Below are 23,372 nucleotides of genomic sequence, written 5' to 3'. Positions count from 1 at the left end.
GACCCACTGTATTGATGATGTAGACATTTGCGCCCTTTCCCCCGGCTTTTCTGCGTGAAGTATTGGCCACTGTAATAAAGCCATTGTCCTTGAGATATTTCAGATGGCGGTGGATGGCACGCACGGAGCGATTGAGTGCCTGGGCGATGGTCTTGACCTTCAGGTGGGAGACCCCGATGATCTTGCAGGAATATCGTTTCAGCAGGTTCAGCGTTTCGTAGTGCACCCTGCTGATTCTGGCATTGAACTGTCTGACGGTCTCATCCATTTCTTTGATGCTGTCGAAGTTCTGGTAGTCGGTGAAGCTGACGATTTCGTATTGAGTGGTCATATGTAAATGGCAGTATTAAAATGGCTCTTACGCTAATTTGGGGAGAACAGGGTATATATCAGTAAAAAGGAATGATGGTCATGTATACCCACTTTGCTGATCTTGATTCTCGCCTGATTGTCTTGTCGTGCATCGAAGATGCTAATACATTGACCTGTGTCGTTACAGTAGTTTCAAAAACAGGCCGATGTCCGAAGTGTCAGTACGGGTCCCATAAGCGGCATAGTGCCTACATGCGGGTTATTGATGATTTGCCCATCCAGGGCAAGTCTGTCCAGTTGTATCTGAAAACCCACAAATGGTTCTGTACAAACAGTTTCTGCGAAGCAAAAGTGTTTACGGAACGCTTCGAATGGCTCCTGCCCCATAGACAGCGAACGGTCCGTCTGGATGCTGCGCTCCGGGTCATTGCTTTCTCCACCAATTGTATCGAGGCGGCACATGTCACTCGAATGCTGGGTATGCCGGTGAGTCATGACACACTGCTCCGTTTGATCCATACAACAGAGATGCCGACGGTACACAGCCCCTTTTGTCGGCATTGACGATTTCGCCTGGAAAAAAGGCCACCGGTACGGCATCCTAATTTGTGATGCCATGACTCATCATCCCATCGACCTCCTGCCCGATCGGGAAGCTGAGACACTGACGGATTGGCTGGGCAGTCACCCGGAACTGACGCACGTTACACGAGATCGGTATCCCCGTTTTCAGGAAGTCATCTCTACCCATGCTTCGAATGTCATTCAGATCCATGACCGGTTTCATCTGATTCAGAATCTATGGTCTCTGCATGACCAGATTATCCGGAAAATATTGCCTGCACGCGTTGACTTGGGCACACACCTGCCACGGCCGGATCCACCTCGCATGCAGTCAAAAGCAGAACTTCGGCAGAAAGAAAATGCCAGGAACAAATGGGAGCAGGCCCAAATACTTCAGAAATATTATGCGGATGGATACTCGATCACCCGGATTTCGAAGCAGTTCAATCTGCATTGGAAGACAGTTAAACGCTACCTTGAGATGACCGGTCCACCGGACACGTCCAGACAGAAACGGGCCAAACCGTTGGATGTCTATCACACGCAGATCATTGATTGGGAAGCTGCGGGGCATCCCGTTCATATCATTTATGAGAAACTCCAGGGCATCGGCTATACAGGGGCATATGGCGCGGTCAAAGTCTTTATTGCAGAGCTCCGGAAGAAAAAACGGGCGAAAGCGCCATTGGACACTGAATATCACAGCCGGCGGGACATTCGCCGTATCCTCTGGCAGAATCATCTGGAAGACGATTCGGAACGGGAAATCATCAACCGTGTCTTGAAACAATATCCACAAATTCAGCCCGTCTATGCATTCATCGCCGGCTTCCGTGAAACCATTGCTCTGAAAGACCATACCGGATTTATCAAGCTGATACTCTATGAGCAAGAGCGGAAGGACCCATTGACGAAACACTTCATCCGAAGACTGCTCAGTGACTTCAAATCCACGGTGAATGCCATCGTGTACACAGAGAGTAATGGATTTGTGGAAGGCAATGTCAACCGACTGAAAACACTGAAAAGAATGATGTATGGCCGTGCAGGATTTAAATTGTTACGACAGCGGATGCTTTACAGAATAGCCTGATTTAAAAAATGATTGAGATATTAGTTAAATACATACGCATATATTCACCAAATTAGCGTAAGAACCATTTTTAAGTTGCCCTTGACACTCTATCAATTTTGCGGATCCTTCTTTCATCATTTCACTAATCAGGATTCACTTTGCGCATTCCCTTTCTTTCGAGTAAAAGTGATAAACACTGCACCTGCGATAATTCCTGAAAGTGCCAATAGTTCTTCTAAAATGGCTGTGTTATTGAAAATTAAGTTATATATGCCGCTTAAGGCTGCAATTGCGGCAATCCACAACAGCAAATAAAACAAAAGCTTATTATTCAGCATCCGGGAGTCATTATAATGATAACAGTAAAAAGACAAACGAACTGGATAGGCTTGGCCCTCCCGTTGACAATCAAAATGATGAGATGGAACTAAGCGTTTCACAGACAGGCAGTCGAAGTAATAGACTCATAGTGAACGACGGAGATACAGTTGTTATCAAGAGCGCCGTAAGAAGCCAACTAGTTTTTTATATCTTTTTTATTTCAGTAATTGCCGCTTCACTCATTATTAGTGAATTCTTGAACCGGGTTGCTGTAACATCAGCAGCTGTAGCTATTCTAATCGTGGCTCTTTTTGTAATTAAGCAATTTAAAATTGAAATACTTTATGAAGCGTCATAAGAGCGTCACCTTGATTAGCGAGGCCATTTTCTTCTACAAGTAGTCGTCATCGAAGACGTAGTAAGCCAGTACAAAGTATACAAAGATTGAAACAGGCATTGTAAATATGAAAATCAACCTTATCAAAATCGTGGGTATGCCTGTTTCTCTGGCAATTCCACCGCTTACTCCATATATTGCTCTATCTTCAGATGCTGTCTTTATTTTCCTCATTATGCCCTCCCCTTCTTAATCTGTAAAATGCTTATTATGCATATTCCCCGTAGGCATTGAAGTAATTAACATTTTGAGAATATACAGTGAATTCTAAGATCACTTAATCCGTTGAAATCCTTTTATATCAAACTTTCGGTATTTTTTATATGGATGAAAATGTATTAAAAAGGATCGTAATTGATGTAACTAAAACCAATTCGAAGCAAATTCATAAGTGTTAGTTAAAAAGAAATATGGGAGAATTCATTTTTCCACTTCGCCTCCAATTGGTTCAAAAATCACACCATCGGTTGTTTTTACCTGCAAAGGTTCATTTATTTCTCTTATGCCTATTTGAATAAAAGGAACTTTGTCTTCCTCCCCTCCATCTACAAATTTCAGCGTAATTTCTGTAGCTCCCTGTTTACTTAAATTTTCAACTTCAATCTCTTTCCCACGATATTTTTCCCCTAACAGTAAAGTAACTTCTTTGCTTCCTTCAGAAATAGTGGAGATTCGATAACCTTCTATTTCTACAGGCGCAGTATTTGACTGGGCAATAATCCAATATCCTTGTTCTGAATAAATAGCAATGCCAATCGTTGCAACAAATATAATAGGTAAAATTAATAAGCTGATTTTATCTCTTTTATTAAGTTGTTTTGATTCTTTTCCACGGATTAATAGGGGTAAAAATAGTGCACCTACAATACTAATAATAAAGAATCCGGCTGCTAGAAATAAATAAGCCATTCCTTCAAATCCTCCAACGAAGAATAAGCCGTACACAACAATAATTACGGCAAAAAGCAAAGTGATTATTGGTGCTAAATAATACTTGCCGTTCCTTTTCGCAACAATAAAAGTGAATATGAAAAGAATAAAACCTAAAAACAGTCCACTCAACAGAATTAAATAAGCCATGTCGACACCTCCATTTTAAGTAAAAGTTCTAATATACTGTATAAAGGTACAATTTAAAAATAAGGGTTGATATCGATCTCATTATGTCCATGATTTGAGTATTCATTTCATTATATAGTAAGATTACTCTAATAATATTATACGAGGAGTGAGTATTTGAGACGCTTGCAAATCATATTTATAGTGGCAGTTTCATGCCTTTTGGCTGCATGTAATACTGATGAAGCAACAGATATGTCAGAAAATCCGGTGGATATATTGCCCGCTGCAGACACAGAAAGACCAGAACACGGTGATGTTTATTTAATTGAGACGTCGTCCGCAGAACAGTTCGTCTATGCCTACATTGAGGAGAATTCAGAAGTATCAGTTGATGAAAGTCAGGATAATGTATTGAATATTCGTTTTGATGAACCAGATGATAGTGAAGAATATGTACTCTACTCCATTGAATTGGATTCTGATCAGGGTGGAGAGACGATGAATTTCTTTATCAATGATGAAGAAGTAGATGTTGAAGTCATTTATAGTGATGATGAAGAGTTAAGTAGTTAATAAGATATTCTGAAATATTTAAGCATCAGAAAGCGGAAATTCAACGCTTTTTGATGTTTTTATTTTCTTTGAAAAGATGTTGTTGGAAAATGAATTGGTTTCTGTAGCTCTTTCGTATGCTACAATTACATCAAATTAAAGATTGAATTTTTAGATATTATTAATATCAACAAGGAGGAATTGGATGTTTCGAACCTCACTAATCGATACAGAGAGAGGACAATTCGAATTATTCAAGAAAGGTAAAGGACCGCCTCTGGCCTTTACGCACCTCTACAGTGAATTTAATGAGAAGGGCCGCATCATGTCCCAGGATTTATCCGAACACTATACTGTCCATGTTATCAACTTGCGCGGCGCCGGCCGATCTGTTGATCAAACTGATGAATATACATACAGCATGGATGATGCCATTCACGACCTGGAAGCGATCAGAGAATCACTAAGATTTGATGAATGGACATTTTCTGGTTACTCCACTGGAGGATTCCTTGCTTTGAAATACGCGGTGATATGCCCGGGTAGCTTGACCAAAATCATTGCCGGCGGGCTGTGTGCATCCTATGAGTATATGGAACATCCTAGCACCATCTACTGCAAGGATAGCCCCAGCAATCAGAGGATGAAGGAGATATTTGCAGAACTTCGCAAACCGGAGACACCACGTGAAGAACGCATCGTCCTGTCCAAGGAATGGATTATGATGTCACTGTACAGGAAAGACGCCTACTATGAACTGCTGAACCGGAAGGAAAGCGGGAGGACACTGATGTCCAAAATCGATTACTTCACATCGGTGCTTAAAGACTATGATGTCCGTGAAGAATGGAAGAAAACACCGGTCAAAGCTCATATCTATTGTGGCAGACATGATGCACAATGCCTGCATGTCTTCAGTGAGGAAGTAGCAGATCTGATACCTAACGGTTCATTGACCACTTTCGAGTACAGCAACCATAGCCCTGCTATTGAGGAGGAAGAGAAATTCAAGACCTTTCTGAAATCAACAATAAGTCGTGCTTGCTCATCTTTAATAAACCAATATAAAAGGAGTTATTACCTTGAAAACCACAACCATAAAAGAATTGAATACAGAAGAAGAATTTCACAGCGCCTTTCCCATAATGCAACAGTTGAGAACACATTTGGATGAAGAACAGTATATCAATCTCGTGAAAGAAGCGAAAGAAGTGGATAATTATCTGATGTATGCCCTTTTCGACAATGAGGAAATAGTTGCAGTCTGTGGATTCAAACCGATGATTACACTCTATTACGGGAGATTTGTCTGGGTATGCGACCTTGTCACAGACAGTGCCATCAGATCCAAGGGTCATGGCAAGCAGCTTTTAGACTTTATCCATGAATGGGCTGAAAAGAATAATTATGAAAGTGTCGCCCTTTCATCCGGATTGGCACGTAAAGAGGCCCACAAGTTCTACGAGAAAAAGATGGATTATGATAAAGTCAGTTATGTTTTCAAGAAAAATCTATAAGCAACGACAGTTTGCAAGAGCCTCTCATTCCTAAATTTCTCTATATTTAGATTTCCGTTGGCTCAACAGGAAGAAGTAGACACCAAAAAGCACGATGATTCCGCCGAGAATTTGATACTTGCCGAGATATTCCGACAACAGGAAAAATGCCAGTATGGAAGCGCCAACGGGTTCGAGCAGCATGGCCATCGAAACTGTAGTCGGGCTCACCTCATTCAACAGGTAGTTGAATATGACGTGCGCGATGGTGGGGAAAATCGCAAGCAGTATGAACAGAAGCCATTCTCTTGGCGGATACCCGGTCAATTCGGTCTGGGTGACGATGTTGTATATCAATAGAAATCCCCCGGCAATGCTGAACACGATGAAACTGTAGACCCAATGCGTAAGGTTCCGGACGGAATTCTGTCCGATCATAAAGTAGCAGACAACGGCTACAGCGCCTAGGAATGAAAGGATATTTCCTGTGATAGCACTTAAGTCCGTAAAACTGAAATCTCCCCAGCTGATAAGGACGACACCGAAAAATGAAATGAATACTGAAAAAGCAACCCTGCCACTCACTTTTTCCCTATATACAAGATAAGCCCCCACCATTGCAATAATTGGCTGCAAGGCAAGAATGACCGTTGAGCTCGCGACGGATGTAAGCTTGAGTGACTCAAACCAGAATCCGAAATGCATTGCGAGGAACAACCCTGCGATGGTCAAGGCGCCCCACTCCCTGCGTGTGGGTTTCATCAACTCCCGCCTGTACTTGAAGACGATGGGAGCAAGAAGGATGCCGGCAAATATCATTCTGTACATGCTGATGATGCTGGCCGGTGCTTCAGACAATTTTACGAAAATCGCAGCAAATGCGATGCAGATGACAGAAATGGCGAGTAGAATGACCACTGTTTTTCTCATTAACAAGCTTCCTTCACTGAAATATAGTTTCCCTTCCTACGCTCCTTTCTATCTGAAAGTTTGTGAGACCACGCCGTTGCCCGCCTTCACTTCCACTTCTGTGTATGCACCATTTATGAATGTGATCTGTGGGGGCATATGGCCGCAATCTATGTCGTAGACAATGGGGACGCCCAATTCTTCAGAAAGTTCCTGGTATACATCCTGGACTGTATAATCTTCAACAGGCATGTCTGATGAGCTTCTCCCGAACATGATCGCTGATGCGTCCTTGAACCACCCTGCAAGTTTCATATGGACCAGTGTCCTTCTGAGTTCGACAATGGACATCTCGCAGTTTTCCAGATACCAGAGAATCGGTTCATCCGGGATATATTCTTCCCTGAAGCTCTGGACATCTCCAAACGGTGTGCCGATCAGATGCCGAATGGTGTCCATACATCCCCCCAACAGCCGGCCTTCGAATTTTCCATCATGACCTGAAACTGTCTTCCAATGCGTCTCTTCAGTCAGATTGAATATGTGGGGTGTAGGATTATCGTAATCCCAGTCCTCCTGGTACTTTTCTGATGAATATTGGATGACGGTGTCTCCTTCTTTATTGGATAAAACAGGTTTCCACATTCGTGTCGTTTCATCTGATGCCTCTCCCCTCAGATCGATGAGGTTGGTTCCATGGGCCGTAGCAATTCCCCTATTCAAAGTGATGGCCAGCAGCAGGAGGCTGATGTCTGAATAGCCCAGCACCCATTTCTCACGGATGCTGTCAAAGTCAATATATTCAAGCGTTTCAATCAACAGTTCCCCACCCCACGGCGGGAAGATAAGTCCGATCGATTCATCGCGCATCATTTCATTGAACTCCTCTGCCCGTTTTTTGGCAGAAGCGGATTTTGCCTTCTCCTGTGTCCATGCAGTATCACCGGAAACAACCGAATACTCTTCATCTTTCAACTTCTGTATGGCCGACTCCAGTAAGTCATGCATCTCTTCTGGTATGCCGGATGATGGTGCTGTTATTCCTATTCCGGCTTTTTCTTCTAAAACTGGATACCTTATCATAATTAGCAGGCCCCTTCTACAACTTATTTTTTCTAAATTTTCACTTATTTATATGTTACCATATATAGTAATCGGGTTTTGGAATTCCCACAATTAAAATTGATCTGAATGGAGACCAGAAAATGGAGCACAGCATGGGATTGTATGAAGCACCCTTCAACTCAATGAAAGCCGGACATAAAACAGTGGAAGTAAGGCTGAATGACCCAAAAAGAAGGGAAATTGATGTCGGAGACACCATCAGGTTCACGAAGCTCCCCGAAGATGGTGAAACTTTGACCGTAGAAGTGACAGCCCTACATACCTACCCTACTTTCAAAGATATGTACAGCGATATTCCCGCAAAGGATATGGATGCTGATAACCGGACAATAGAAGAAATGGTTGAGAACACCTATAAAATATACACGCAGCAACAGGAGACTGAATGGGGCACACTTGCCATCAGCATCAGACTGCTGAAGTGACAGTTCAAAAAATCCAAACAGGAGGCACCATGTATACAGAAATCTTTGATGACGTCATCTCAATCACACATAATGATTATTTCGGCCATTTGGACAAGAAAGGCTGGGATGAGCCTGAAAAGTATAGGACTTGGATAAAAAGAATGGAAGATGAAGATGTGCTCGATGCTGGGACATTCCAGGAAATTGTGGAGGATTATCTGCTCGACTTCAAGGACCGCCACATGTACTTCAGGTTGAAGGACAACGAAAAACACAATATATATCATAATGGGTTCAGCACAAGGCGGTTTGATGATAAGCTTCATGTCACTGAAGTGACGGATGAGGACCGCCTGGAGACTGGTGATGCCCTCCTTTCTTTGGATGATGTACCGATCAGTGTACTTGTTGAAAAACACGCAAGGGAACTGTTCGAAACCGTGGCAGAGAGGGAAAACTGGAAGCCGATTATCCAAAGGTATACCAGCTGTGAAGTTGAAGCGAGGGATGGGACAATAAAGATGTTGGAGCTGAAGCAGTTTGCACAACAGGATCGGAAGCCCAGATTTAAAGTGGACAAGCTTAATGATGATGTACTTTTCATGTCCCTCCCCTCGTTCGGCGATGTAAAAGCTGTAGAGATGCTGCTTGAGCAATATGAAGGGGAATTGGATACTGCTGAAAAACTCATCATCGATGTCAGGGAAAACAGTGGCGGCAGTGATCTGGCATTCAGGAATCTGCTGCCCTACCTCTTTCCGGAAGGAGAGAACTCAATTTCGCTTGAGGATTCAATCCAAGAGTTCAACTGTACCCGGCGGAATGTCGAACTGACGGCAAAGGTGTTTGGTCAGTTCCTTGAAAACATCAATGATGAAACGATCAAAAAGAACTTGAATAAATATGTGGAGGACATGAAGAAGAATGTTGGACAAGGCTTCAAAATATTGGAGGATGAGACACCCACCATCAATATTCAGGGAAAGGCTTTTCCTAAAAAGGTCGTCGCTCTATCTGATGTGCACTGTGCCAGCGCGTCTGAAGCCTTGATTGAATTCTGCAAGGAATCTCCCAAAGCTACAGTCATGGGCCGGGCGACTGCAGGGGTCAATGACTACTCCAATCTTGTCATCGAAGAGTGGGAAGATCTATTTGAATTGTGGTACTCGACTTCAAGGATGGCAGGCGTGAATAAAAGAACTGCTGGTGAGGCTGTTTCCGTCATCCATCCGGAAATCTATATACCATGGACTTCTAAACATACTTGCGAAGATATGGATTTGAAAAAAGCATTGGAATTCCTGGAAGAATAAATTGCAGTAATTACGACTCCTTATGTTTGAACATACCACCAGCCTGCCGGCTGCATGCTAGAGTGGCAGGCTGGTGGCTTCATTATTCCAACTCATTTCTTCTTCCTTATGAACAGATAGATGAGAATGAGCGCAAGGATAATCAATATCGCATAGACGATTCTGGAGTACACATTCATATAGTCTACGATCGTCTGCCATGAATTGCCGACGGAGGCACCAAGATAGACCAGAACCACATTCCAAATCAGTGTACCTGCAGTTGTCAGCAAAAGGAACGGAATGATATTCATTTTTGCCATGCCGGCAGGAATGGAAATCAAGCTGCGCATCAATGGGATGAAACGGCAGAAGAATACTGTCCAATAGCCGTATTTGTCAAACCACCCCTGGGCCTTATGGATGTCCGCCTTCTCGAGTCGAAGAACATGCCCCCATCTGCCCACTATCCTCTCCAATCTTTCTACACCGAGCTGGCTGCCGAGAAAGTACAATACGACAGCACCTCCGACAGATCCTGCGGTTGCTGCAATGACAACTCCTGTAATGCCCAAGTTTGACTGTGTAGTCATGAAACCACCGAATGTCAGCACGACTTCAGAGGGTATGGGGGGAAAGATATTCTCAACAGCAATCAGAAATGCAATGCCAATATATCCGAAATCATTCATTATATCCGTCAGCCAATTTTCCATATTCTCCTCCTTGATTTCCCGGGATTGACAAAATCATCAATGGTGGCCTTCATGATTTTCACTGTCATGGGCGCCGAGCGATTCCAAGATGATGTGCTCTTCGTGAGTCAAGTCACCGACTGAAAAATACTTTATAGGCGCAGCGGTGATGTCTCCTGAAATGACGTTTGCCTTGGCATTAATACAAGCCTTCTTCCCGGATATCAATAGCTGTTGCGTATATACCTTCGTCATGGAGGAGTTTATATTTTTCAGCCGATTTTTCATCATCCACTGCTCTCCATACCTCGATTTCCACTTCTGCATCCTCCACCGGAACTTCACTTTCAGTGATTTCTACATAGATGGGCTGGTTATCAGCAGCTTCTATAACTTCTCCAGTATTTACACTGACGGTGACAGCGGGCAAAGTGTTATAGTCTTCATGATTATCTATATTGCATGCTGCCAGTGTTATAACGGCTAGCAGAAGCACAAGAAATTTATACATTCTTATCCACCTTCCCCTTGTCAGCATTAAACCAATCTCTGAGTTTGCCAATTCTCTGGATGATCATAACATCCATAAGGAAGATGATGACCATCGAGATGCCTGCCAATGGGAAAATCACTCCCAGTATGATGAGTATGGAGAATGGAACTTTATATCTTATGATGCCATCTGATTTCGGCGCCCCACTGTTTCCCTTCGGCTTTCTTCTGAGCCATAGCCAAAACCCGCTGAAGACCATCCCTACGAGACCGAGGCAGATCAGGAGACCGAACAATTGATTGATGATGCCGAACTGCAGTCCTTTGTGCATCGTTATGCCCAATGCCATGATTTTTCCAATAGCACCGTAGTCATCAAACTGATAGTCGGCTATTGTGACACCTGTATATTGGTCGATATGGACAGTCGCTTCGTCCTGAGCCTGATTTGGAAATGTGGAAAGTGTAAATACCCCTTCTGGCGCATTCGGGTAGAACACGTTATATGTCGGATGTACATCGAGCCGTTCTGCCTCTTGAACGACATCATCGATGGATATTTGCGCGTAGCCGGAAATGATTTCAGAGTCCGGCACGGGCAGATTTTCAGCCGTCCAGGATACATCGGCTACCTCTTCCGTTTTTACATCGGACTCAGGCGCTTCTCCTATCCATATGGAAGGCGGATAACCTGCACCACTGCTTGTGGTAAGGTGCTGAACTCCATTGCCCCAGAACCTACTCCACAAAAGGCCGCTGAGCAGAAAGAAGATTAATCCGCCGGACCACCACAAAGCCGGTACCGCATGCAGGTCGCGAACGAGTATTCGGGACCCCTTCCTGAATCGCGGAAGAAGGGTCCCCCACAATTTTCCTCTCTTTCTTGGGAACCAGAGATACAGGCCTGAGACGATGAGTATGATTGTCCAGCAGCAGCAAGCTCCACAATCCGGTCTCCAGCAGTCCCTGCCATGAGCTCGCCGTGTATTTCTTCTATCCGATCCATCAGCCGGTGCCCATCATTTAAAGTTCCGAGTACTTCCCCGTTGTATGGATTGATGAATACTGTAAATGATTCCCCCTGTTCCGTAGCAATTCCCACTTCTGCAGATCGCACATCGGATTCCCCGGGGCGGAACCTCATCACACTCCCGTCAATTTCATCAAGGGCAGCATCCACCTGTGCCTGTGCAGCTATCGGTGTACCGGAAGGTGTCACTTCATAATAGTCGGCATACAAGGTGTCTTCAATATCATGTTTGAATAGATAGCCCCCACCGGTAACAGCCAGCACAAGCAGAAGGGGTGCGATGACAATCCCTGCATAAAAGTGCCAGCGCCAAATCGCCGGGTATATCAGTTTCTTTTTTCTTTCCATTAACAACTCCTTCTGACTCGATCCATAATTAACTCTTCCTTTTCATGAATGACGGTATTGGAAGCAATCCATATCAAGTCCTTGAAAATTATTTTAGCATGATTTCTTTATAGCAGATCACTTCTCCTCTTTTTATTGGAGTTGTTTCTTCTTTTCTGACTTTCTGGCCACTTTGATAGTTTATGCAGGATTTCAAGGGGAATTGGAAGGTATCATTTTTTTCAGGAAGTGAGGATTTTGACAACATCACAGATTGTTCTACTTTTACTTATTGGCTATATTATATTCACAATCGATAAAAAGCAGGAAAACTTTCCTGTACCCATCATTCTCCTGATGCTGGGCATCAGCCTTTACTTCATACCATATTTCTCCACGATAGAAGTATCGGGACAGATGATCTATCATGTTTTCCTGCCGGCGCTTCTCTTTACATCCGCCTATCAGTTTCCAGCGGATGGACTCAGGAAGAACGGGGGTATCATCGTTTTCCTTGCAACTGCTGGCATTATGATGACTGTCGCCCTTCTTGGTGCTGCCATATATGCACTCAGCGGGCCATTTGTATCCATCCCTTTTATAGGCGCAATGCTGCTTGCTGCGATTCTTACACCCACTGACCCGGTTTCAGTCGTCTCGGTTATCAAAAAAGCCTCAGGGGACGAAAAGGTGGCGGATGTAGTAGAGGGGGAATCGATGATTAACGATGGCACCAGCATCGTCATCTTCAGTGTACTTGCAGGCATGTTTGCCAACAGCCGTTCCGTCTCGCTATTCTCCTTCATCGTAGAATTCCTTCTCGTTTCGCTGGGAGGCGTTGCACTTGGTGTAATGTTTGGTTGGCTGATGGCTAAAGCGGTCCACTTCACCCATCATAGGCAGTATCAGGTGATGCTCAGCATCATACTGGCCTACGGCATATTCAACCTTGCTGAAGCAATCGGTGTGTCGGGTGTGCTCGCCACCGTATTTGCCGGAATAATGCTGTCGTTCGAGTATGGCACCGCAAGCAGGGAAGAGCACTTCCGGGAATCATTGGATGGCTTTTGGGGGATTATCGAACCTTCCATCCTCTCACTGCTCTTTCTGTTGATTGGAATACAGGCAGCAGATACACTCCTTTTTGATTCATGGGGCTTTGCCATCATTGTCTTTGTCCTGTCATTGATAGTTCGTTTTATTGTAATTATGGGGACTACACAAATGTTTTCCAAATGGCGACACAAAATCAATTGGAGAGAATCGGTACTCATATCATGGTCTGGACTGAAAGGCTCCATGTCGGTCTACCTGATTCTGAGCCTGTACTCCGAAACCAACTCCGGAGATGCGGATATCATCATTTCACTTGGTTTCGCAGCTGTTTTCCTCTCACTTGTCATCCAGAGCCTGGGTGTTTCGCCTTTGTCCAAAAAATTGATCAAATGATGCTTTTTGAACTGAAAAAGCCTCTTCCAGTTGAATGGACAGAGGCTTTTCATTATGGTTTTCTATTATTGTTTTCTTCAAAATAGATATGGTGATGCAACTTGCATCCCGCGTTGAACTCGGAACTGCACTGCAGACATCTGTCTGTATTCTTATATTCGCTGATGGTATGTTCCCTTCCGCACACACCGCACAGTATGGCATACTCATCATATTGATTTGTTTCCCAAGGGATGACGGTGTGCGCTTCTTTATCATCGTGGCACCTGTAGCATGGATAATACTTACCGCAGCATTTGAACTTAATGGCAATGATGTCTTCAGCAGAGTGATAATGAATGCAGCGTGTCTGTTCGTCGATTGTATTTCCATATACTTCAGGCATAATTTTATAGCTCCCTTGCTTTTCCAGTATCATTCTTTATAGGCACTAAAAGTCCTGTCACCTTCATTGAATTCATCAAATCTGACATTCAATGTCTCTTCGCCATTTACTTGAATATCCAAATTCAATATTAAAGTATTACCCAATATAAGTGAATAGGGGCATTTCTTCGTAATTATCCATCGAGAAATTCGGAAATGACACCCTTTATATCTTCTGCCCAGGCAATTGCGGAGATGAGTGAGATGCCATCGGCGCCACTATCCATACACGATTTATAGTTGGTCAGGTCGATGCCTCCAATTGCGACCATCGGCATATCACCGATCATCCGCCTCATTTCGACCAGACCCTCGACACCGATTGCTGTCCCTGCATCTGCCTTCGAAGGTGTGCTGAACACCGGTCCTGTACCGATGTAGTCGACATTCTCAAGACTGCTCACTTCGAGTTCCGCTGCGTCCCTTACAGACAGACCGATAATCTTATCATCGAAATATTCAGGGAGGTCGGCTACTGCCATGTCATCCTGACCGAGATGGATGCCATCTGCATCCACCGCTTCAGCCAATTTCCAATCATCATTAACGATGAACGGCACACCATACTCTCTGCATAATTTCTTTATTTCAGAAGCGAACTGAACCAGTGCTTCTCCCTCAAGTGGATGTATTCCCTTCTCCCTGAGCTGGAACATGGTTACTCCGCCTTCCAGTGCTTCGCGTATGGTCTCAACCGCATCCCCTTTCGCATCCTCACTGCCACAGATGAAATAGAGCCTGAGCAGTTCGCGGTCCATCATACGCCACCCACCATACTGTCTTCCAGCAGAGTATCATCATTCAGATACAGTTCATCGATGAGGCCGGCTATGAATGTGCCTGGTGCCGGCATGGCACATTTGCCTGCAGCCGCTTCAGCACATAGATTGTAGTAGCTCACAGCATCCACAACCGCCTCTCGGCCGAAAGTATCCGCAGTCCCGATGAATGCAGCAATAATGGCGCCAAGCAGACATCCGGATCCTGTAATCCTGCCCTGCAGACCATGTCCATTGGCCATCGTTGTCACCCCGTGCTCCGTTGCCAGTGCATCCTTCTCTCCAGTGACCAGTGCCGGGACGCCATATCTCCGGTGGACAGCCTCCGCGATTTCTGTCGTATTTGCCGATTCGACGGAATCCACACCTTTCATCCGGCTTTCTGACCCGGATAGTGCCAGCATCTCTCCCGCGTTGCCCTTGATGAGTGCCACTTTGTGGCGGGCAAGCAGATCTTCCGTGATATCCACCCTGAAACGCGATGCACCGAAACCGACCGGGTCGAAAACGATGGGCACACCATTCTCCTCTGCCGCTTCCATCATTTCATCCATCAGATGCACTTTTGCGCGGTCCGCCGTGCCGATGTTGATCAATAACGCTGACGCCGCCTCCATCAGATCCTCTGACTCCGTGATTTCACCGCTCATTATCGGAGAGGCGCCGATGGCCAGCATGCCATTTGCCGTAAAGTTTTTAACCACGTCATTGGTGATGCAGACAACCAGAGGATTTTCATTCCTCATTTTTTCCAATCTATTCATGAACCTGTTCCTCCCTGAAACTGAAGTGGTTGACCGGACCGTTGCCCTTGCCGATGCCCGGACTGTTTCGAATGGCGGATGTAATGTATCTTTTTGCCAGACGGAAACTCTCTTCAAGCGTCTTTCCTTTCGCGAGTTCTGCCGTCATTACAGCAGAAAACGTGCACCCTGTGCCATGTGTGTGGCTGGTTTCTATACGCGGTTCACTCAGAATGACTGTGTCGTCATGCGTAAAAAGATAATCCACCGCATCCCCTTCCAGATGTCCGCCCTTTATCGTCACACTGTGCACCCCGAGTTCATCAAGGAATATCCGGGCGGCCTTTCTGATGTCCGCTTCCTGTTCGATTTTATGTCCTGTAATCTTCTCTGCCTCGTGGATGTTCGGCGTGACGGTAAGTGCGGCAGGGAGCAGCGTATTCCTGAGGAACGCGATCGACTCCTCCTCTATCAGGGCATCTCCACTGGTGGCGATCATGACCGGATCGATGACGAAGGGAATGTTGTGATCCTCCACCATATTCGCAACCACCACCATCATATCGACAGTCGCGACCATTCCAGTCTTCATCGCGTGGGGTACTTCATCACTGAATATGCTCTCGAGCTGCTTTTCCAGAAATTCTGCAGGAACATTGAACACATCCTGCACGCCCATCGTATTCTGGGCAGTCAGCGAAGTCACCGCCGCCATGCCGTATACGCCTCTCGAATGGAATGCCTTGCTGTCTGCAAGCACCCCTGCGCCACCGGTTGGGTCCGTCCCTGCCACCGTCAGTGCAATTGGCATCCTATGCATGGACATCCACCTCCATCCAGCGCTCTTTCGTCGCCGCCATATTGAAGAAGCGCCTTTCATGTTCCGTACTTTCGATGAAATTCCTCTTTAGCTGCCCGATATCTTCATCCGGCATTCTTTCCGCTTCATTATCGATTATCGTCAGCATCACATCGAGTGTATCGTCCATGTCCCTTGAGTAGAATTCAAACCAGCCGCGATAAGGATGGTCCGCTTCAAACGTATGACGTGCCATCACCTTCTCGGCAATCCTTCTGTAGACATATGGACAGGGTGCCATCGCACTCAAAGTGAATGCGATATTCTCTCTTGTGAATGCATTGAAGTACATATGCTTGATGTAGTGGTCGGCGGATGGGTACCACTCCCCGTCCCGGATGATATCCTCATAGGGTATATCGACCGCCTGCGCCAGTACTTCATGTGCTTCGCTTTCACCTTCAAGCAGGAATTCCATCTGTCCCAGAAGGTATTTCACAGTATCCTTCGAGTCGGATTTTGCAATCAGCATGGCATAGAGGTTCGCAAACTCCTCCAGGTAAAGTGAATCCGCCCTCAAATAATGGATGACTGCAGCCGCATCGATGTTTCCATGTATCAGCCCCTGGATGAAAGTGTCATTATAGATTGCTTCGATGATTGGTTCCGCCTCATTCTTCAACTCTTCAGTCAGCATATGATCTCTCCTTTTCCAATATAAAAACCCGTTTCCAGCGTAGGGAACGGGTTCAGTATGGAGGCAGGATATGCCGGACCAACCCACTTTCCTACGCTGGTATTATCCAGATCAGGTCCAAGGGATCAGCCAAACGGCTGTCTCAGCAAAAAAGCACCCCTAGTGGTGTTGCTATTCGATTGACTCCAATAATAAGGAAGATTCATTGCCATGTCAAACAATAATCGAAAATTTCAATATCTTGCATTTTAAAAAGAGAAGATATACACTGAATATATCAAATAATTTTGATTTAATAGGGGTGGTGCTAATTATGCAGCTTATGAACAGCAAAGAGGGTACGGCCAGTGAAAAAAACCTCGAATTCTATGAACAAATGTTCAATGCACTTGCGGACAGGATACGATTGAAAATAATCAGCGAAATAAGCAAAAGTACCAATAGGCAGCTCTGTGTGTGTGATCTGGAGGAAATACTGGATCTGAAGCAGTCGAAGATCTCCTATCATCTGAAGAAGCTTGTGGATGCGGACATCCTTTCGACCGAAAAGCATGGAACCTGGAACTACTACAAAGTCAATGAATCACACCTTCAGCGCATAGTGTCAGAAGAAGTCTGCTCAACCATCCTGTGATGGCCTCTTTCTACACTATAAATCAAATTTTATTGATTTATATATCAAATATTTTTGATGAATATAATGATAAGGAGCCAAGATGATGACTGATTCCATTACCGAATTCCTGCGGACGTTCTTCCAGCTCTCCACCACTCTAATCGTCCTGTTCATCATCATCAGTTTCCTCGTCAGCCTCCTCCAGCAGATAGTATCGGAAGAGAAGATAATGAAGGTTCTGAACCATCCCAACAAAACAGTCGGTTATATGCTCGGTACACTTTTTGGTGCGGCCACCCCCTTCTGTTCCTGCTCGACCATTCCCATTCTGGCAGGCCTGTTGAACTCAAAGGCACCATTCGGCCCTTCGATGAGTTTCCTGATCGCTTCCCCATTGATGAACCCGGTGATGATGTTTACATTATGGATACTGTTGGGATGGGAAGTCGCACTCGTCTACTTTATAGTTCTTGGTGTTTTCAGTGTTTTTGCAGGCGCCATTTTTTCAAGGTTGGATCTGGCAAAGACCTATAGGGAGGTCGGAATAAAAGTAAAGCAAGAACAGGAGCCGATGGAAGAAAATTCAAAAGTGAAACAGGCGATGGAGGATGCATGGGGATTTCTCTTCCCGATGCTGCCGTACTTGTTCATCGGTGTATTCATCGGTGCTTTCATATATGGATTTGTGCCTGAATCATTCATCGCAGGATATGCGGGGGGAGACGGCATTCTTTCCGTCTCCCTCGCTTCAGTGGTGGGCATTCCGATGTATATCCGTGCTGAAACGATGCTTCCCATCGCAGATGCCCTCATAGCCAAAGGCATGTCCCTTGGAACCGTCATTGCCCTGATCATCGGTGGTGCCGGCGCAAGCATTCCGGAAGTGGTCCTCCTGTCGAAACTTTTCAGCAGGAGATTTCTGGTGGCCTTCATCTCGGTAATCCTATTGGCAGCGATAAGTACAGGACTCATATTTAATGCATTGCTCTAATACAGCCGAAGGAGGTGGAAAAGATGGACATGAAGAATCTGTTTAAGAAAATCAGCCCCAAAGAAAAAGGATGCTGTTTATTGGAAATCGAAGAAAAAAGGCAGCACGGGAAGATGGAAAATGAAGGTAAGCCTTCGGAAACACAACGCAGTCAAAAGAGTGCTGAAAAATGACATTCAAATCGAAACCAGTCGATGCCTGTACATTACATTGTTTAACTGCAGGGCTGAGAAGGTAAAACAAATTATATCACTTATATCAAAATGCAAAGGAGTGTATGACAATGACAGAGGAAAATAAAGACCAGCAGGAACAGATGAGGGAACAAGCAGAGCAGAAAGCTGAAGAAGGCAAAAGCCAAAAGGAACAGATGAAAGAAAAAGCCCAGGCCAAACAGAAGGATTTCAAGGATGAGAAATCCAAAGTACAGTCAAAACAGGATGAAACCCAAGGGAAGGTCGATGATGCGGAAGATCAGGTCTTTCAGGAAAAGGGAGATAACCAGTTCAACCAGTACAGATAGATCCAATCTGCATCCTACTGGAACACGCGGACTTTGAATGAACGCTCCAACAATCCAAAACAGCAGTTCCCATTTGGGAGCTGCTGTTTTCTTGTCCTATTTTTCTGTTCTGCCTTTCACTTTCAAACCCCGGTAACGGTTGATAGCGGCACAGAATTCCTGCTTTCTGGGCAGCGCGAGATTTCCCGGATGACCCGTATAGGGTGAAATGGAGTCGAGGCCGTTTTCTTCGATATGGGCATAGATGAGGTCGGCCGCTTCGGACAGCGTACGTCTGTCATCCAGTATTTCATTCCTGAAATAATCCAGCATGACGGCGATACAGTTCGTTTGACTGGCATCGACGAGCTGCTCCAGGCCCGACATGTCGATCGGCTCGCGGCCGTACAGGATGCTGGTTCTGCCTTTTGGCTTCAGCCGTGCATCCTTCCCGGATTTGGAAAATCCAGCTTTCAAAGGGATTCTGTCAGACACTTCGCCGAATCGACTGTCAGAGGTCGTTTCCCGCCTGTACCCTTCCGTATCCGCGATGTCCTTGGCGGCCTCCGTGACATCCTTCAGCCTGTATTCATCCATCATGAGCACCTGGTCGGCCGCTTCAAAATAGTCGCCGGAACCACCGACAATCAGGATGGTGGAGACGCCCCTGTCATCATACAGCGGCTTCACTTTGCTGGAGAACGGTGTGATGGGCTCCTTGTCCGGTGCAATCAGCTTCTGCATCCTTGCATCCCGTATCATGAAATTCGTGGCAGAGGTATCTTCATCAATCAGCAGAAGGGACGATTCATATTCCAGCGCCTCCATCACATTTGCCGCCTGTGAGGTGCTCCCGCTGGCATTTTCGGTTGAGAACTGTCTCGTGTCCTTTTTGGCCGGCAGGTTGTTGATGAAGGTGCTGATGTTCACCTTCTCGATATTGCGTCCGTCCTCGGCACGGATCTTCACCGCGTCCGGCCGGGTGATGACCATCTCCCGGCCATCCCCTGGAATGTGATGATAGACCCCGCGCTCCAGAGCTTGGAGCAGGGTCGACTTCCCGTGATACCCGCCGCCGACGATCAGAGTGATCCCTTCGGGGATACCCATCCCGGTCACTTTTCGGCCGCTCGGCAGAGAAATTTCAATCTTAAACCGCTCCGGGCTTACAAATGGGACGGCACCCTCCATCGGCCTGTCGGAGACGCCGCTTTTTCGGGGGAGGATGGAATCATTCGCCACAAAAGCGACCAGGTTCCTGCGTGCCAATTCCTCCTGCACATATGCCTGATCGACCATGAGGGTCACCTGTTCCTTGAGCGCCTTCTGATCCAGGTTGCGATACAGCAGGGCCTGCTCGGCCATCTTCGGAAGTATGTCCATGAAGATGTGTGCAGCCGCCTTTCCGAGAATCTTTCTGCCTGCTGCAGGCATCCCAACTTCAAAACGCACTTCCAGCTCCTTTTCTCCAATCATCACGGAAGTGCGCTCCAGAATTTCCTGGCCGCATCTGTCAATCTGGATGCTGCTCTTGCCCTTTGAGGCATTTTTGTTGGACTGTATCTGCTCTGCGAACGTACGCGTCAAAAAGTCGGATACTGCGATGGCTTTATTTTTGGCGTCCATCAGTTCATCAGGAATACCCGCTGTGTCCAAATCCATGATGATCCGCATTTTGGATGGCGGTGCATAGGGATCGGACTGGATGTTGTCCACAGCCAGCCTGAACCCATCAAAACGGTATGTTCCCTTCAGGCGCTTGTATGCACCATATTTCTGCCCATCCAGGCTTCTCAGCAATTGATCAAACTGCCTAGCATCCTTCATTCAAATTCTCCTTTAGCTCATGTGTTTCATTCTGTACACTCACTCCCGATTCTAGCAACTCGTCTGGATGAAGTACAGCCATTATGAAATATGATGCAGTCATCCGGGTATGAAGTATAGGAGAAAGGAGTGTTTGAATGACACATAAAGTCTGGTTCCGGACAGCGGTTGCGATTATTTTCCTATTACTAATCATTCGTTTGTTCATGGAAGTTCAAGGAATATTTTCTCCAATTTTTGTAGTCGCACAAACCATCTTCCTACCCCTGCTGCTTGGCGGCGTACTTTTTTATCTGACAAGACCCGTGTTGTATTTCCTGCAGGAAAAGGGATTCCCCAAATGGGTGGCCATCCTGCATATTTTTATTCTGCTGGGCGCACTTATATGGCTGTTCTACATCCTGATTGCACCCATTGTTGCCAGTCAGATCAATTCTTTTGTGAATAATGCTCCTGGAATCATCAGAAGTGCAGAAGAATATGTAAGATCTCTCCTGGGTCAGCGTGAACACCTCCCAGATTCTGTCCAGGAACAGGCAAACAGCATAGCCGGACAATTTTCCGACTGGGCTTCCAATGTCGGTTCGTGGATTGTATCCTTCCTGTCGGGGCTGGTATCTGGAGTGCTTACACTTATTCTCGTTCCTTTTTTCCTGGTCTACATCCTGATTGACCACCAGAAGTTTGCACCGTTTGTCGCTCATTTCTTTTCCGGGGAGAGGCGCAGCTGGATCCACAAAACTTTGCATGAGGTGGACGAAACTTTGAAGGCCTATATCGTCGGACAGCTGTTTGTCAGCCTGTCTGTCGGTACCATGCTGCTGATCGGTTACTTGATCATTGGCCTTGACTATGCCTTTCTCCTAGCTCTTATTGGTGTTGCAACAAATGTAATTCCATTTCTCGGCCCCTATCTCGCGGTGATACCGGCACTGATAGTCGCTCTGGTGCAGGATCCGATCATGGCTTTGTATGTGGCCATCATCATGATTGTCGCCCAGCAGATTGAAGGGAACCTGATAACTCCGAATGTCATGGGCAACGCGCTGAATGTCCATCCCCTGACAGTCATCACAATAATACTCGCTGCAGGAAACATTGCCGGCATTTGGGGCATCATACTCGCAGTACCTTTCTACGCTGTGCTGAAAACGATTGTGACGAACATCTATGAAAAACGGGAGGAAATCACAAGGAAGGCAAGAGAAGAACTCTACTGACAGAAAAGATTGAAAGGCGCATCGACACTCCAGCTGATTGGAATTGGCCCTACTCCCTTCCTTAATCTGGAATTCACAGAAGGTGAACCGTCACCCGTCGAGCAGGCGAATATGTAAGTAATGCCCATCCAGTGGATGGGCATTATTCATAGCTTACCGATATCTTCAATCAATGCTTCAACATCATTTTCGTCGGTCGACCAGCTTGTACAGAAGCGAATCACTTTCCTGTCCGCATCCAGGTCTTCCCAGGGCTGGAAAGCATACTTTTGGTTCAACTTGTCGATCTGTCCTGTAGTCAAAACAGGAAACAGCTGATTGGTCGGCGATGGATAATGCATTTTGATCCCCTTATTTTCAAAACCTTCCTGCAGGCGCTTTGCCATTTTCAGGGCATGTCGGGATATATCGAAATACAGACCGTCTTCGAATAGCACTTTGAACTGGAGGCCAAGCAGCCTCCCCTTCGCCAGCATCCCGCCCTTCTGCTTGATGATATAGCGGAAATCCTCTTTGAGGGTGCGGTTCGATATTACGACTGCCTCCCCGAACAGTGCCCCCACTTTCGTACCGCCGATGTAGAAGACGTCACACATCCTGGCCAGATCGGCCAGGGTGATGTCGTTCTCTTTGGAAGCGAGTGCATATCCGAGCCTCGCACCGTCAATCATGAGATGGAGATTATGATCATCACAAACCTTTCGAATCCCCTCCAGTTCCCGCTTCGAATACATGGTGCCGGACTCGGTCGGCTGGGAGATGCAGATCATCTTCGGCTGGGACATATGCTCCCGGATGGGACTGTTCCAATGTCCCTCTACGAAATCTTTGACCTGTTCTGCACTGATCTTTCCACTTTCGTTTTCAATGATCAGCACTTTGTGGCCTGTTGCCTCTATCGCGCCGGTTTCATCAGCTGCGATATGTCCGGAATCCGGGGCAATGACGCCCTGATGCGTCCGGAGTGCTGATGAGATGATGGTCAGGTTCGCCTGTGTGCCCCCGACCATGAAATGGACATCGACATCATGATCGCATATGCTGCTGATCAGCGCCTTCGCCTCATCCGAGTAGTGGTCCCTACCATACCCCGGAAGCTGTTCTCCATTTGTATCTACGAGTTTCTCAATAATTCTTGGGTGTGCGCCCTCTGTATAGTCATTGTCGAATCGGATCATGCCTATCCCTCTTTCCCCATGTTTTGGACCTTATCAACTCCAAAGAACCCTTTACCTTTATAATAGTGTTCTGGTGGCATAGGCGTCAA

27 protein-coding genes, 1 pseudogene and 1 riboswitch are annotated in these 23,372 nt (G+C 45.9%); of the genes and pseudogenes, 13 read left to right on the top strand and 15 right to left on the bottom strand.

Annotated elements, in window-relative coordinates:
• A partial coding sequence (locus BO53_RS0113245; protein ID WP_031549129.1) for a helix-turn-helix domain-containing protein occupies positions 1-331 on the bottom strand: 331 nt, incomplete at its 3' end.
• 71 nt (positions 332-402) lie between these two features.
• Between BO53_RS0113245 and BO53_RS14175 the strand changes: the two genes are divergently transcribed.
• Both BO53_RS14175 and BO53_RS14155 read left to right on the top strand, forming a co-directional pair.
• The gene (locus BO53_RS14175; RefSeq protein ID WP_084185067.1) at positions 403-876 is read left to right on the top strand and encodes a transposase family protein; all 474 of its coding nucleotides are present in this window, start codon (positions 403-405) and stop codon (positions 874-876) included.
• A complete protein-coding gene (locus BO53_RS14155) occupies positions 830-1,969 on the top strand; it encodes a transposase (protein WP_425414489.1) in 1,140 nt (379 codons plus the stop codon). The genes BO53_RS14175 and BO53_RS14155 overlap by 47 nt, the downstream gene beginning before the upstream one ends.
• 694 nt (positions 1,970-2,663) lie before the next feature.
• Here the strand turns inward: BO53_RS14155 and BO53_RS0113225 are convergent.
• Together BO53_RS0113225 and BO53_RS0113220 are read right to left on the bottom strand one after the other, a co-directional pair.
• Positions 2,664-2,843, bottom strand: coding sequence for a PspC domain-containing protein (locus BO53_RS0113225; protein WP_031549118.1), 180 nt, complete (start codon positions 2,841-2,843; stop codon positions 2,664-2,666).
• A gap of 246 nt (positions 2,844-3,089) precedes the next feature.
• Positions 3,090-3,749, bottom strand: a complete 660-nt coding sequence (locus BO53_RS0113220) for a hypothetical protein (RefSeq protein ID WP_031549115.1) — start codon at positions 3,747-3,749, stop codon at positions 3,090-3,092.
• A gap of 156 nt (positions 3,750-3,905) precedes the next feature.
• Between BO53_RS0113220 and BO53_RS0113215 the strand changes: the two genes are divergently transcribed.
• From BO53_RS0113215 to BO53_RS0113205, 3 genes are all read left to right on the top strand, one after another.
• Positions 3,906-4,304, top strand: coding sequence for a hypothetical protein (locus BO53_RS0113215; RefSeq protein WP_031549112.1), 399 nt, complete (start codon positions 3,906-3,908; stop codon positions 4,302-4,304).
• 184 nt (positions 4,305-4,488) lie between these two features.
• Positions 4,489-5,457: an alpha/beta fold hydrolase gene (locus BO53_RS0113210; protein WP_084185065.1), complete on the top strand. Its 969-nt coding sequence runs from the start codon at positions 4,489-4,491 to the stop codon at positions 5,455-5,457.
• Positions 5,366-5,800, top strand: coding sequence for a GNAT family N-acetyltransferase (locus tag BO53_RS0113205; protein WP_031549106.1), 435 nt, complete (start codon positions 5,366-5,368; stop codon positions 5,798-5,800). Before BO53_RS0113210 ends, BO53_RS0113205 begins: the two co-directional genes overlap by 92 nt.
• Before the next feature lie 30 nt (positions 5,801-5,830).
• Here the strand turns inward: BO53_RS0113205 and BO53_RS0113200 are convergent, their stop codons facing one another.
• Positions 5,831-6,715: a DMT family transporter gene (locus BO53_RS0113200; protein ID WP_156956156.1), complete on the bottom strand. Its 885-nt coding sequence runs from the start codon at positions 6,713-6,715 to the stop codon at positions 5,831-5,833.
• Positions 6,716-6,757: 42 nt separating this feature from the next.
• On the bottom strand, positions 6,758-7,771 hold the full coding sequence (locus BO53_RS0113195) for a S66 family peptidase (RefSeq protein ID WP_031549100.1): 1,014 nt from the start codon (positions 7,769-7,771) through the stop codon (positions 6,758-6,760).
• A 122-nt stretch (positions 7,772-7,893) separates the two neighbouring features.
• Between BO53_RS0113195 and BO53_RS0113190 the strand changes: the two genes are divergently transcribed.
• Positions 7,894-8,238, top strand: coding sequence for an ASCH domain-containing protein (locus BO53_RS0113190; protein WP_031549096.1), 345 nt, complete (start codon positions 7,894-7,896; stop codon positions 8,236-8,238).
• Positions 8,239-8,267: 29 nt separating this feature from the next.
• Complete coding sequence (locus BO53_RS0113185; RefSeq protein WP_031549093.1) at positions 8,268-9,533, top strand: S41 family peptidase; 1,266 nt, start codon at positions 8,268-8,270, stop codon at positions 9,531-9,533.
• A gap of 92 nt (positions 9,534-9,625) precedes the next feature.
• Here BO53_RS0113185 and BO53_RS0113180 read toward each other — a convergent pair whose 3' ends face one another.
• From BO53_RS0113180 to BO53_RS13505, 3 genes and pseudogenes are all read right to left on the bottom strand, one after another.
• Positions 9,626-10,228, bottom strand: a complete 603-nt coding sequence (locus BO53_RS0113180; RefSeq protein ID WP_031549090.1) for a DedA family protein — start codon at positions 10,226-10,228, stop codon at positions 9,626-9,628.
• Between the two features lie 178 nt (positions 10,229-10,406).
• Entirely contained in the window at positions 10,407-10,718 is a 312-nt protein-coding gene (locus BO53_RS0113175; RefSeq protein ID WP_031549087.1) for a FixH family protein, read from the bottom strand.
• Positions 10,711-12,077, bottom strand: a pseudogene (locus BO53_RS13505) (PepSY-associated TM helix domain-containing protein). The gene BO53_RS0113175 and the pseudogene BO53_RS13505 overlap by 8 nt, the downstream one beginning before the upstream one ends.
• 237 nt (positions 12,078-12,314) lie before the next feature.
• On the opposite strand from BO53_RS13505, the gene BO53_RS0113165 reads away from it, so the two are divergent.
• A complete protein-coding gene (locus BO53_RS0113165) occupies positions 12,315-13,505 on the top strand; it encodes a cation:proton antiporter (protein WP_031549083.1) in 1,191 nt (396 codons plus the stop codon).
• A gap of 52 nt (positions 13,506-13,557) precedes the next feature.
• On the opposite strand, the gene BO53_RS13800 is transcribed toward BO53_RS0113165, so the two are convergent.
• The 5 genes from BO53_RS13800 to tenA all read right to left on the bottom strand — a co-directional run bounded on the left by BO53_RS13800 (position 13,558) and on the right by tenA (position 16,949).
• Positions 13,558-13,890: a CHY zinc finger protein gene (locus BO53_RS13800; RefSeq protein ID WP_084185084.1), complete on the bottom strand. Its 333-nt coding sequence runs from the start codon at positions 13,888-13,890 to the stop codon at positions 13,558-13,560.
• Between the two features lie 175 nt (positions 13,891-14,065).
• Positions 14,066-14,692 carry a thiamine phosphate synthase gene (thiE, locus tag BO53_RS0113155; protein ID WP_031549077.1) on the bottom strand — a complete coding sequence of 209 codons (627 nt, stop codon included), beginning with the start codon at positions 14,690-14,692 and terminating at the stop codon, positions 14,066-14,068.
• Entirely contained in the window at positions 14,689-15,474 is a 786-nt protein-coding gene (gene thiM / locus BO53_RS0113150; protein ID WP_031549074.1) for a hydroxyethylthiazole kinase, read from the bottom strand. Before thiM ends, thiE begins: the two co-directional genes overlap by 4 nt.
• Positions 15,467-16,273, bottom strand: a complete 807-nt coding sequence (gene thiD / locus BO53_RS0113145; protein WP_031549072.1) for a bifunctional hydroxymethylpyrimidine kinase/phosphomethylpyrimidine kinase — start codon at positions 16,271-16,273, stop codon at positions 15,467-15,469. The genes thiM and thiD overlap by 8 nt, the downstream gene beginning before the upstream one ends.
• A complete protein-coding gene (tenA, locus tag BO53_RS0113140; RefSeq protein ID WP_031549069.1) occupies positions 16,266-16,949 on the bottom strand; it encodes a thiaminase II in 684 nt (227 codons plus the stop codon). The genes thiD and tenA overlap by 8 nt, the downstream gene beginning before the upstream one ends.
• Positions 16,950-17,020: 71 nt before the next feature.
• Positions 17,021-17,120, bottom strand: a riboswitch (TPP riboswitch).
• A gap of 142 nt (positions 17,121-17,262) precedes the next feature.
• On the opposite strand from tenA, the gene BO53_RS0113135 reads away from it, so the two are divergent.
• The 4 genes from BO53_RS0113135 to BO53_RS0113120 all read left to right on the top strand — a co-directional run bounded on the left by BO53_RS0113135 (position 17,263) and on the right by BO53_RS0113120 (position 19,079).
• Positions 17,263-17,583, top strand: a complete 321-nt coding sequence (locus BO53_RS0113135) for an ArsR/SmtB family transcription factor (protein ID WP_031549066.1) — start codon at positions 17,263-17,265, stop codon at positions 17,581-17,583.
• Between the two features lie 85 nt (positions 17,584-17,668).
• The gene (locus BO53_RS0113130) at positions 17,669-18,556 is read left to right on the top strand and encodes a permease (RefSeq protein WP_031549063.1); all 888 of its coding nucleotides are present in this window, start codon (positions 17,669-17,671) and stop codon (positions 18,554-18,556) included.
• 23 nt (positions 18,557-18,579) lie between these two features.
• Positions 18,580-18,729 (top strand): alcohol dehydrogenase, encoded by a 150-nt coding sequence (locus BO53_RS13970; protein ID WP_156956155.1) that lies wholly within the window; start codon positions 18,580-18,582, stop codon positions 18,727-18,729.
• Between the two features lie 110 nt (positions 18,730-18,839).
• Positions 18,840-19,079: a hypothetical protein gene (locus BO53_RS0113120; protein WP_031549060.1), complete on the top strand. Its 240-nt coding sequence runs from the start codon at positions 18,840-18,842 to the stop codon at positions 19,077-19,079.
• A 96-nt stretch (positions 19,080-19,175) separates the two neighbouring features.
• Here the strand turns inward: BO53_RS0113120 and BO53_RS0113115 are convergent, their stop codons facing one another.
• Positions 19,176-20,885 carry an ABC-ATPase domain-containing protein gene (locus BO53_RS0113115; protein ID WP_031549057.1) on the bottom strand — a complete coding sequence of 570 codons (1,710 nt, stop codon included), beginning with the start codon at positions 20,883-20,885 and terminating at the stop codon, positions 19,176-19,178.
• Positions 20,886-21,022: 137 nt separating this feature from the next.
• Between BO53_RS0113115 and BO53_RS0113110 the strand changes: the two genes are divergently transcribed.
• The gene (locus tag BO53_RS0113110) at positions 21,023-22,105 is read left to right on the top strand and encodes an AI-2E family transporter (RefSeq protein WP_031549053.1); all 1,083 of its coding nucleotides are present in this window, start codon (positions 21,023-21,025) and stop codon (positions 22,103-22,105) included.
• A 146-nt stretch (positions 22,106-22,251) separates the two neighbouring features.
• Here BO53_RS0113110 and BO53_RS0113105 read toward each other — a convergent pair whose 3' ends face one another.
• Positions 22,252-23,283 carry a threonine aldolase family protein gene (locus tag BO53_RS0113105; RefSeq protein WP_031549050.1) on the bottom strand — a complete coding sequence of 344 codons (1,032 nt, stop codon included), beginning with the start codon at positions 23,281-23,283 and terminating at the stop codon, positions 22,252-22,254.
• Between the last annotated feature and the right edge of the window lie 89 nt (positions 23,284-23,372).

The organism is Salinicoccus luteus DSM 17002 (assembly GCF_000712035.1).
Lineage (GTDB): Bacteria > Bacillota > Bacilli > Staphylococcales > Salinicoccaceae > Salinicoccus > Salinicoccus luteus.
Note: the sequence above shows the minus strand (reverse complement) of the source record. Positions and strands in the feature narration are given on the sequence as shown.

Bases quoted from the DNA above. Each gene is read 5' to 3' on its own strand.
- BO53_RS14175 (WP_084185067.1), top strand. From the start codon at position 403: ATGATGGTCATGTATACCCACTTTGCTGATCTTGATTCTCGCCTGATT.
- BO53_RS0113225 (WP_031549118.1), bottom strand. From the start codon at position 2,843: ATGAGGAAAATAAAGACAGCATCTGAAGATAGAGCAATATATGGAGTA.
- BO53_RS0113220 (WP_031549115.1), bottom strand. From the start codon at position 3,749: ATGGCTTATTTAATTCTGTTGAGTGGACTGTTTTTAGGTTTTATTCTT.
- BO53_RS0113210 (WP_084185065.1), top strand. From the start codon at position 4,489: ATGTTTCGAACCTCACTAATCGATACAGAGAGAGGACAATTCGAATTA.
- BO53_RS0113195 (WP_031549100.1), bottom strand. From the start codon at position 7,771: ATGATAAGGTATCCAGTTTTAGAAGAAAAAGCCGGAATAGGAATAACA.
- BO53_RS0113190 (WP_031549096.1), top strand. From the start codon at position 7,894: ATGGAGCACAGCATGGGATTGTATGAAGCACCCTTCAACTCAATGAAA.
- BO53_RS0113185 (WP_031549093.1), top strand. From the start codon at position 8,268: ATGTATACAGAAATCTTTGATGACGTCATCTCAATCACACATAATGAT.
- BO53_RS0113180 (WP_031549090.1), bottom strand. From the start codon at position 10,228: ATGGAAAATTGGCTGACGGATATAATGAATGATTTCGGATATATTGGC.
- BO53_RS0113175 (WP_031549087.1), bottom strand. From the start codon at position 10,718: ATGTATAAATTTCTTGTGCTTCTGCTAGCCGTTATAACACTGGCAGCA.
- BO53_RS13800 (WP_084185084.1), bottom strand. From the start codon at position 13,890: ATGCCTGAAGTATATGGAAATACAATCGACGAACAGACACGCTGCATT.
- thiE (WP_031549077.1), bottom strand. From the start codon at position 14,692: ATGATGGACCGCGAACTGCTCAGGCTCTATTTCATCTGTGGCAGTGAG.
- thiM (WP_031549074.1), bottom strand. From the start codon at position 15,474: ATGAATAGATTGGAAAAAATGAGGAATGAAAATCCTCTGGTTGTCTGC.
- thiD (WP_031549072.1), bottom strand. From the start codon at position 16,273: ATGCATAGGATGCCAATTGCACTGACGGTGGCAGGGACGGACCCAACC.
- tenA (WP_031549069.1), bottom strand. From the start codon at position 16,949: ATGCTGACTGAAGAGTTGAAGAATGAGGCGGAACCAATCATCGAAGCA.
- BO53_RS0113135 (WP_031549066.1), top strand. From the start codon at position 17,263: ATGCAGCTTATGAACAGCAAAGAGGGTACGGCCAGTGAAAAAAACCTC.
- BO53_RS0113130 (WP_031549063.1), top strand. From the start codon at position 17,669: ATGACTGATTCCATTACCGAATTCCTGCGGACGTTCTTCCAGCTCTCC.
- BO53_RS13970 (WP_156956155.1), top strand. From the start codon at position 18,580: ATGGACATGAAGAATCTGTTTAAGAAAATCAGCCCCAAAGAAAAAGGA.
- BO53_RS0113120 (WP_031549060.1), top strand. From the start codon at position 18,840: ATGACAGAGGAAAATAAAGACCAGCAGGAACAGATGAGGGAACAAGCA.
- BO53_RS0113115 (WP_031549057.1), bottom strand. From the start codon at position 20,885: ATGAAGGATGCTAGGCAGTTTGATCAATTGCTGAGAAGCCTGGATGGG.
- BO53_RS0113110 (WP_031549053.1), top strand. From the start codon at position 21,023: ATGACACATAAAGTCTGGTTCCGGACAGCGGTTGCGATTATTTTCCTA.
- BO53_RS0113105 (WP_031549050.1), bottom strand. From the start codon at position 23,283: ATGATCCGATTCGACAATGACTATACAGAGGGCGCACACCCAAGAATT.